This is a genomic window from Wolbachia endosymbiont of Madathamugadia hiepei (assembly GCF_013366855.1).
Classification (GTDB): Bacteria; Pseudomonadota; Alphaproteobacteria; order Rickettsiales; family Anaplasmataceae; genus Wolbachia.
In genome coordinates this window covers 1-9,778 of the sequence record NZ_WQMP01000027.1, presented here as the reverse complement: position 1 = coordinate 9,778, position 9,778 = coordinate 1, and the positions used below count along the sequence as shown (strand labels likewise).

3 protein-coding genes and 1 pseudogene are annotated in these 9,778 nt (G+C 33.0%); all 4 read left to right on the top strand.

Going from position 1 to position 9,778, the window contains the following annotated elements; all coding sequences use genetic code 11:
• Positions 1–4,906: 4,906 nt before the first annotated feature.
• Entirely contained in the window at positions 4,907–5,116 is a 210-nt protein-coding gene (locus GO685_RS01700) for a hypothetical protein (protein WP_175937294.1), read from the top strand.
• Between the two features lie 795 nt (positions 5,117–5,911).
• Positions 5,912–6,370: pseudogene (locus tag GO685_RS01695) on the top strand (SPFH domain-containing protein); the annotation flags it as partial.
• A gap of 3 nt (positions 6,371–6,373) precedes the next feature.
• Positions 6,374–7,861, top strand: coding sequence for a DegQ family serine endoprotease (locus GO685_RS01690; protein WP_175937293.1), 1,488 nt, complete (start codon positions 6,374–6,376; stop codon positions 7,859–7,861).
• An 844-nt stretch (positions 7,862–8,705) separates the two neighbouring features.
• Positions 8,706–9,728, top strand: a complete 1,023-nt coding sequence (locus tag GO685_RS01685; protein ID WP_175937292.1) for a PDDEXK nuclease domain-containing protein — start codon at positions 8,706–8,708, stop codon at positions 9,726–9,728.
• The last annotated feature ends 50 nt before the right edge of the window (positions 9,729–9,778 follow it).

Genomic DNA, 9,778 nt, shown 5'->3' with positions numbered 1-9,778 from the left:
TGGGGGGGGGGGGGGGGTGGGGGGGGGGGTGTGTGTGGTGTGTGTGTGAAAAAAAAGTAACTTATATGATGATTGGTTAGGTATTGGTGTATTTTTTTTTTTATTTCTTTTAAAAAAAAAATGCAATCGTTGAAGATCACAAAGCGACACTAAGAAGAAGGACAATGTTATGTTAAATTTCTTCCTTTTGTTTTATTGAAATTGGTATTTTAGTACATTGTCAAAAATTAAATGATTTGAAATGAAATAAACTTTAAGAAATTTTCAATTTCCCAAATGGAATTATTACTGAATGTATGATCATCACGATCATCATCATCATCATCATCATCATCAATTCTAGAGGTTCATTTTTGTGTTAAACATTCTGTTAAGAAATTGCTAGGAAAGGAAGGAAGGTGAAGATAGCTAAATCCTTATGGAGAGAATTTGTTGGAGGAAGAAATGATACCTGGACAAATTACATTGATGCATCATCGTTGAAACTTGTGACAAATTCCAATCCCTTAGTAAATGCAAAAAAAATTTGGCTAATTAACTTTTGTGAAATTTATGTAAATTTTATTCATTCATTTTATGAATACTTGATAGTTTTTTTTTCATCGAACAAATTTTTGTTTTAAATGGCCGAAGTTACTTACATCCATTCGATTTTGACATATTTCCTAGTAAAACATTTCCATTTTACATAGAGAGAGAGAGAGAGAGAGAGAGAGAGAGGGAGGGGTAAAGAGGGGAGAGTATGAAATAACTTAAAAAATTAACCTCTCATAATTAAGTTTTTTTTTCATAGAAATTTTTTTTTTGCGAATGTGAAACAAAAATTCTTTTCACACTTTTTCTCTGTCTCTATCCCTCTCTCTCTCTCTATCTCTCTCCTCTACTCCGTTTTCTTTTAAAATTCATTTCAGTTCCCTAAAGGAAGTAATAAGTACAAACGTCCTTCTTCTGTACATTGTTTTTCCCCTTCTTCGAAATAAACTTCAGACATATTAAAGGTATGTCATTTTTAATTCAATTACTCCTCCCATAGGATATTCATTCGTTCGGTGGTTGAAATTCAGTTGAAATGTAATTTCCCGAAATATATTTAACAAATTGTGAAATGCCATTTAAATGAAAACTATTTCAACTGCCTTGTCGGATTTTCTTCCTGTAATTCTTCAAAGAGCTCAAAAAAAAAAATAAATTATTCCTGAAAAATTTTCTTACAAACTGCATTCATTCATAATTGACGGCATCTTCTTAAAAATCTACAACAATTTCATATTGCTTAGCATTTACCTAATTAAATCTCTAATTAAATTCCATTCACACAACAATAACCTTTTGCACTCATTCATTCCATTCACACAATAATAACCTTTTGCACTCATTCAACAAGCTACAATTTTCGATACTTGAAAATAATTCCCGTGCACTTTGGCATTTTGTACAATTTTGAAGCTATCCTTAAACATCACTATCTTTCCCTTTCAATAAATACAAAAAAAAAAAAAAATGGAATGATGGATTGGTAGTTTTCCTGATAATTTCAGGTAGACATTTCAGGTAAACATTTCAGGTAAACATTAATCGAACATTTCTCTTCCGCCATTTCTTCATCCCCCCACTTCCCCTTTTCTTCATATTTGATATTTACATGATGCAAATTTGATTAAAAAACTGAAATTTGCTCACCAAAACACATCAATATTTTTGTTTGTTTGTTTTTTACCTTAAAATGGTGGAATGATTTTATTAGGAAAACGTGACATTTTCAAGTGTTCAAGTTTATTTATTTTTTTTGTTCATTTTATTCGATGCTTATAATTTTTGATTGAATTATTCAACTCATTCAATGTTTCAATGCTTTGTATGCTAAATATAATTGATGACGTCAGAGGTGGACTTACGGCAAATCGCTTGCATCATTTTTAGGCTATCAGCAAATGTGTTTATTCATTTTTAGGAGACTGGTCGGACGACGAGAAGATGAACCTGTTCACGGTGGAACAGCTCGAATTAATCAGGCGATTACGCTTGACCGGTATTACACCCGAAGCCGTCGTTGAGGTAAACTTTTCCTCAAGTTCGTTTAATGTTTTCGCAAGTTCATGGAAAATTTTCTTTTCAAATTGGATGACAAGTTTTTCTCAAGTTTGGTTGAATTTTCCACAAGTTTGCAAAAAATTTTTCCTAGGCAAACTTTTTCTCAAGTTTCTCCTTACATTTGGTGCTTGCTATCTTTTCGTTTTTTTGCAATTAGGGAAATTTTGTTTTTCTAACCAACCTGTTGTTCGCACAGTTAGAAAGTAAAAGAAATCACGTTACCGCAGCGGTATTGCTGCTTTGTACACAAATGATAATCTAATAGAATTGCCTTGAGAATTTTCATGTTTCAACATTTCTAGCCTTATAACGATACTTTTTGTTTTTCTTTGTCTAAGTTTAACATCGAAATGCAAATCTAGCATTACCTTATATTACCTAAGCGAACATTACCTTATATTAGCTAAGCGAACATTACCTTATATTACCTAAGCGAACATTACCTTATATTAGCTAAGCGAACATTACCTTATATTAGCTAAGCGAACATTACCTTATATTAGTTAAGCTAAAATTACCTTATATTAGCTAAGCGGACATTACCTTGTATTAGCTAAGCGAACATTACCTTATATTAGCTAAGCGAACATTACCGTATATTAGCTAAGCGAACATTACCTTGTATTAGCTAAGCGAACATTACCTTATATTAGCTAAGCGAACATTACCGTATATTAGCTAAGCGAACATTACCTTATATTAGCTAAGCGGACATTACCTTATATTAGCTAAGCGAACATTACCTTATATTAGCTAAGCTAAAATTACCTTATTTTCTAACTTCTACCTTATATTGTCACCTTATCGCTTAGTGATAGATTGCGCATTGCATTTGATCTCTACAAATAACCATGACTCACTGCTAGATTCTCAGCACAGCAATTTTCGCTTTTAAATGAAGCAAAGGTCAATGAAGTTCGTCAAACATCTATGAACCACTGCGTGCATTTTCTGAGCGTTTGCAGAGTAGTTACTTGTCATTGCTGTCGAAATAAAATTACCAGTTTACTTTTTTTAAGAATTGTAGAAAAAAAAAAAATTTAAATAATTCCTTATCCTGAAAGATAAGATTGAAAGACACAAACAATTAATTTCGGAATACTCGTACAATAAACTGCTCTCTTGGCCACTAAAGGTCAACAACAGTGAGGTGAAATTGTCAGGTTGGTTTTTTTTTTTTTTTACAAACACCGCAAATTTTATTTCATTCTCTGTATGGGAAGATGTTAAAAATTCGGAATTTTATCCAACATTGAATTTTTTTTCAAATTATTTCACCTTTTACACCGTAGTGGTTGTTTTAGTGTTTTAGTGCTGGAAATTAATTTAGTAAAAAAAAAAAAGAACTGATCGAATTGAATGCCTAAAAGGTCAGTTCAAATAATTTCCATACCGTATCATGCGGTATCGAAATTATTTTCAATATTACACAAAAATTTCTCTCTTCTCCCATTTTGATCTCTTTCATTTCAAACTGTTTGTTGCACAGTAATTTTTAATTTAAACAATTAATCTTCCACTATTGCACTTTTCAAGGATTGTAAAAATTGTACATTTTTTTTCCTTTGTGCATACCTACCTATCTACCTAACCTGCATACCTGCCTAAATACCTGGCTACCTACCTACCTACCCTAACTCTATTAACCTTTCTTTACCTGTGTGATATTTATCATAGCATTCAAATGAAATGATGAAAAACAATGGAGAGTGGATAGAATCCTTTTCCATCTTCAATAATTGAAGTATTTGTGAATTGGGAAAAAAAAATTAAAAAATAAATGTATGCATATTTCGTGAATAAATTTTAACGAAGGAAATGGCTCAAAAATTAATGAACTTTCGCAATTGCCATTTTTTTTTTTTTTTGACAAATTCATGAATGATAAACATGAAAAGAACAATTAGCAAAAAAAAAAAAACGAAAAGTCAAAGTAAAAATTAGCTTTCACTGGACACTGGCTATGTCACCGCGTCACCTTACTTGTCTACAAATTTTTATTGATAAAAATTAATTATATTTTTTACAGCAAAAAAAAAAATCAATATGAATGAGGATTTAGGAATTTTTGTTTTTAGTTGAAAGAAGTGAATGAATGAATGCATGCATTCATTTAATATTAATTAGCAGGTGAGAAAGGTAAAATTAGTTTTGTAGGAAGTTTTGCTTTAATTGGTACAGTGATGAGGTGTGTTGGTTGATGGAAAAAGGATTGAATTAATTAATTGAAAAAAATTAATAATTAAAAATAATAGAGGATAAAAAAAATAAAAATTTTTTTTTTTTTAACCGTTCAAATCAACCATTAAAATTAATTACCTTCTTTAAATATTATCCTTTAATTAATTTTTTTTTTTTTTAAACGATCATTTATGAAAACTATATGGGTAAGATCTTTGTGGTCAGCTTAAGACTTCTTAGGAAATAATTCCTACCTGTGATAAGCAAACAAGCAGGGATGACCGGGAATTTGTTGAAGATTTTGAAGAAAAGGTCAAAGTTCCTTTTCTACTGCTAATTTATGGTGATATTATTTATTTATTTTTGCAATGCAATTCAGTGGTTTGATTGCTGAAATAAGCGTCCATCTATCATCCATCCGTCTTTTGTTTTGTTTTGAAGCTTTTTTTTCAATGCTCAATACTTCTTACTATTGGCATATGCGTATCATTTGAAATTACTTTTATTTATTAATTAATTAATTTTTTCATTTCATTTCTATTCATTTAAGCATCACAACAATTCATTACAAATACAATTAGCAATATTTAATTAATCAATTAAATTGTCAAATTGTTTTGTTTTGAAGAGGATAATGATAAATGATAAGTTGCAGGCCTTCAGAGCACTGGAACAAATCGAAGCGGATTTGGACGCAGCCCGAATTCAGACGGCGGCTTTGGCAGCGCTCATTGCACCTGCAACGAAAATGTTTCAGTTCGACGATGTTGCAAATACATTCGAATTAACCAGTCCAGTGCTACTGCAACATCTCAGAAATCAGGTTTTGTTGGCTTTTCCTTGAATTTACCGAATCAATTTGCGAGCTAATCGTACCTGAAATTAAATAGTTTAAATTTCCAAATGTAAATTTAACATTAATTTTTTTTTCAAAAAAAAAAATTAATAGAAAATTAAATTGTACCAGTAATTGTCACATATAAGTATTTCGCCGCTGGCATCCGACTGTTATTTGTTTTGAAAAAATTATTTTGAATTGAATTTTTTTTTCTTCTCTTTTTTGTCTTCTATATATTTATCAAATTCTTTTTGAATTTTTCGACTTCATTATTAAAATATTCATTTTTCACCTTTGCAAAGGAAATTTTAAAGAATTAATTCAAATTTTGCACCGAAACTTCATTGAACAGCTAATAGCTTAGGCTTAACATGCTAAAAAATTACCTTTCAACTTTTTTTTTTTCCTTTCTTAGCGTTTGTTTCGTTTGGTTGCAGAGTCCGCTTCTGTGGAGCATTGTTTTCATACGCCCGGCTCCATAGATGCATTGTTCCATTTCTCTTGCTTTTGGACTTAGAGCGATTACTTCTTGCCAATTTCATCCAGGTGGCGTACAGATTTCTTCTTTCATACGGCCATTGTTGAAGATTGTTGAGCCAAGGTGCATGAAATTGTTGCATCTCATTCTTCATGCGACTATCGTTACCCGACCGACCCGTCGCAAGGGTTTGTCGTCGGTGATAATATATCTGGAGATTGAACCCTTGTATGTGTGTATCTTATCAATCTCTCGACATGCGGATTACCCACTGCGCTATGAGTAACCGCAAAAAAAAAAAAATCTTTCTTCCAGATAAAAACAATGAAAAGAGATCAGAAGTTATGCAATTAATCCAGCGCGGAGTTTATTCTGAAGCTAGAAAATTTGGTATAGAAATAATAGATGTAAGGATTAAGAGAGCAGATTTACCAGAAGAAAATAGTTCTGCAATATTCCTTCGTATGCAAACTGAAAGAGCAAAAGAAGCAAAAGAAATCAGAGCAGAAGGTGAGCAAGCTGGGCAGGAAGTTAAATCAAAAGCTGATAAACAAAAAAGGGAAATTATTGCTAGTGCAATAAAAGAAGCCCATGAAATAAGGGGGCGTGGTTATGCTGAAGCAACCAGAATTTATAATGAGGCGTTTAAGGTTGATGAAGAGTTTTTTAATTTTTACCGCTCTATGAGCGCTTACAGCAAATCATTCGCTGGAAATAACACTAAATTTATACTTTCACCAAATAATAATTTCTTAGATATTTTGAACAAGGGATGGAAATAGTTTATGAAAAGTAAGGTTTTATCTATATTTACATGTTTTTTGATTTCGTTATCCTCGTATGCTAACATGTTTGACTGGGGTGCAAAAAAAGCTTCAGATACTAACACTTCTACATGCAACTGTAATCAAGGACTTGCTGACCTGGTGGAAGAGCTTATTCCTGCAGTTGTGAATATCTCAAGCGAACAAATCATTAAACAAGAAAGTAACAATAGAACTAGAATCCCTTTTACACCAAGAAATAATTTTTTTGATGATTTCAGAGAGTTTTTTGAACATTTTGATCAATTTTTTATGGACAGGAGTCCAAGCATCAATAGAGAGGTAGTGCTGCTTGGGTCTGGATTTACTATAGACAAAAGTGGAACTATCGTAACTAATTATCACGTTATTAAAAACGCTCAAGATATCACAGTTACTATGAATGATAATACTTATTTCAAAGCAGAAGTTTTAGGCTATGACGCAAAAACTGATCTTGCTGTGCTTCAGATTAAAGCTGACAAAGACCTTTCTTTTGTAGCATTTGGTGACTCTGATAAAGCAAGGGTTGGTGATACGGTCATGGCAATAGGCAATCCATTTGGGCTGGGTGGCTCTGTAAGCACAGGAATTATATCTGCAAGGTCCAGAGACATCAGTATTGGCACCATGAATGAATTCATTCAAACTGACGCTGCAATCAATAGAGGTAACTCTGGAGGGCCACTATTTGATTTAAATGGAAAAGTCATAGGTATTAATACCGCCATCTATTCCCCATCTGAGTCTGGCGGTAACGTGGGTATAGGCTTTGCCATACCGTCTAATCTAGCTGTATCAATCATTGACACACTAAAAAGTGGCAAGAAGATAAAACACGGTTGGCTTGGTGTGCAAGTTCAGCCTATAACAAGAGAATTTGCAGAGTCTTTGGGTTTAAAAGATACAAAAGGTGCATTAGTTGCAGACATAGTAAAGGACAGTCCAGCAGAGAAAGGTGGTATCAAAGTAGGTGATATATTACTAGAATTTGATGGCAAAAAAGTTGAGAGAATGACACAGCTACCTCAAATGGTTTCAAGAACTGAACCTGAGAAAAAAGTGCAAGTTAAGTTACTGAGAAGTGGTAGAGAAGTTAATATCAAAGTCATAATCGGAGAATCTACAAGTGACAACCAAGGTAACAACCAAGAAGAAAATGAATCACCATCTGATTATATAACTGGTTTAACTGTCTCAAATCTACCACAAGAGTCAAAAGAGAGCAAAAATGATGTGCCTACAAAGGGTGTAATAGTTACCAATGTAGATGTTAGCAAGAACGTTACGTTGCGTGGTATCAAAAAAGGAGACATTATTATGCAAATAAATGGAACTTATATAGAAAACGTTGAAAGCTTCCAAAATCAAATAAATTTAGAAAAAGAGAAGGATAAAGAAAAAGCAATAATGTTGCTTATTTACCGCAACGGAAATCAGTTTTTTACTTCAATAAAGCTAAAAAAGTAATTTCGTAAATCATTTACCAAATTCACAAAACAGCAACGTTGTAAGTTTGCTGCTGTAGTACTTTAGCCTAATTTAAAACCGACCTATTACATGAAAAACTAGCCTACCGTTATTCCAGCTACACAGCTAGAATCTCATTTCACTTTATGGCAGTGTCATCCAAGTAGTCCATCCTCCCGTTATTCCAGCGCCCTCTTCTTGTCATCTCATACCAATTCCCACTACACAGAAAGCGGACAGACAACAGTGGAAAAAAGCTACCCAATAGAAACAAAAAAAACTGCTTGACAAGTTCCTCCAAACCCATTACCACAACAGCAAGGGTATTTCTGACTCAAAACTTGTTTTTGATCTGCAGGCTCAATGACAAAATTCAGTAAAAAACTCAGGGTATTTTTTGGCAGATTGTATCAAATTATAGCGACTGCATGTCTTTTTCATTTTTTCTACATTCAGCCAAATCGTGCTTGAACTAAGCGTCAGCAAATTATTATAGCACCAATTTAAAGTATTATAGAATCAAAACTCGCCACTCGGGATTTCTTTTGCTTTTTTTTCGTTTGGTGAATTTCTTAAACATTTTATCTGAGACAATTTGAGAGCACACGAAAAACACCAATTTTAAAATAACTGCTTTTTAGTATGCAAGAAGTCTGCTCGTATCTGTTCAAAGGTATGGTTAAGATACAAGTGAAAAGACTTTAAATTTTTGCCTCAAACCACATTACACCGTATTTAGCCCATTTTTTCTAGCTCGTTCAACCATTTTCTGCCGCTTCGCTGCGTTTCATAAGGTAGTGAGTGGATGTTTTTTCGGTATACTAAAATCCAAGAAAGTTAGTTTTTGTGCTATAATGGTCCTTTATTGAAAATAGCGTTGATGGATATCACTACTGGTTTATTAGGGGATATTAGTAATTTAATAGATAGAGCAAAGAATCATCTCTCCACGCAGTTCAATTCTACTTTAGTGTTACTAAATTGGGAAATTGGCTTTAGAATAGACCAAGAAATCTTAAAATACAAATGTGCAGACTATGGCAAACGAATCATCCCCCAACTTGCAAAAGAACTTCAGATTAAATATGGACGTGGATTTGATAGAGCCTCATTATTTCGGATGGTGCAATTCTCCAAACTCTTTCCCGATCAAGAAATTGTTGCGACACTGTCACAACAATTGAGTTGGTCAAACTTTGTAGAAATTATTGCAATTTCTGATAATCTGAAGCGCGACTACTATTTAGAGATGTGTCGTGTTGAAGGATGGAGTGTTAGAACACTACGTAGTAAAATCGATACTATGTTATATGAACGTACGGCATTAGCAAAAAAACCTGAGGACTTCATAAAACAAAGCATCAAACAGTTACGTGAAGAAAATACGCTAGCACCTGAATTTATTTTTCACGATCCATACTTTCTTAACTTTATGGAATTGCCATTAAGTTATAGTGAGACTGATCTAGAAAATACGATTTTGGATGAATTGATAAAATTTTTACAAGAGTTTGGCAACGATTTTTGTTTTGTGACACGTCAAAAAAGGATGAGCACTAAAGCAACTGATAGGTATTTAGACCTGCTATTTTTGCATAGAGGATTAAGGCGTCTTATTGCAATAGAACTAAAAATCGGTCGGTTTGAACCAGCCTACAAAGGACAAATGGAATGGTACTTGAATTGGTTAGATAAAAATGAACGAAAACCAGATGAAGAAAAACTTCTAGGGATTATTTTATGTGCCGATAAGGATCAAGAAGATATAGAATACCTGGAGCTTGAGGGGTCTAATATTCACGTTGCGCAATATTTAACACAGCTACCCCCTAGTCTCTGTGAACAAAATTTTAGAGAAGCCATATGAGAGAACCAACGAAGTTTAAAAAACCCATAAAAACCTCAGCAGTCTTGTCA

Excerpts from the sequence above, each read along its gene's own strand:
- GO685_RS01700 (WP_175937294.1), top strand. The coding sequence starts at position 4,907 with ATGATAAATGATAAGTTGCAGGCCTTCAGAGCACTGGAACAAATCGAA.
- GO685_RS01690 (WP_175937293.1), top strand. The coding sequence starts at position 6,374 with ATGAAAAGTAAGGTTTTATCTATATTTACATGTTTTTTGATTTCGTTA.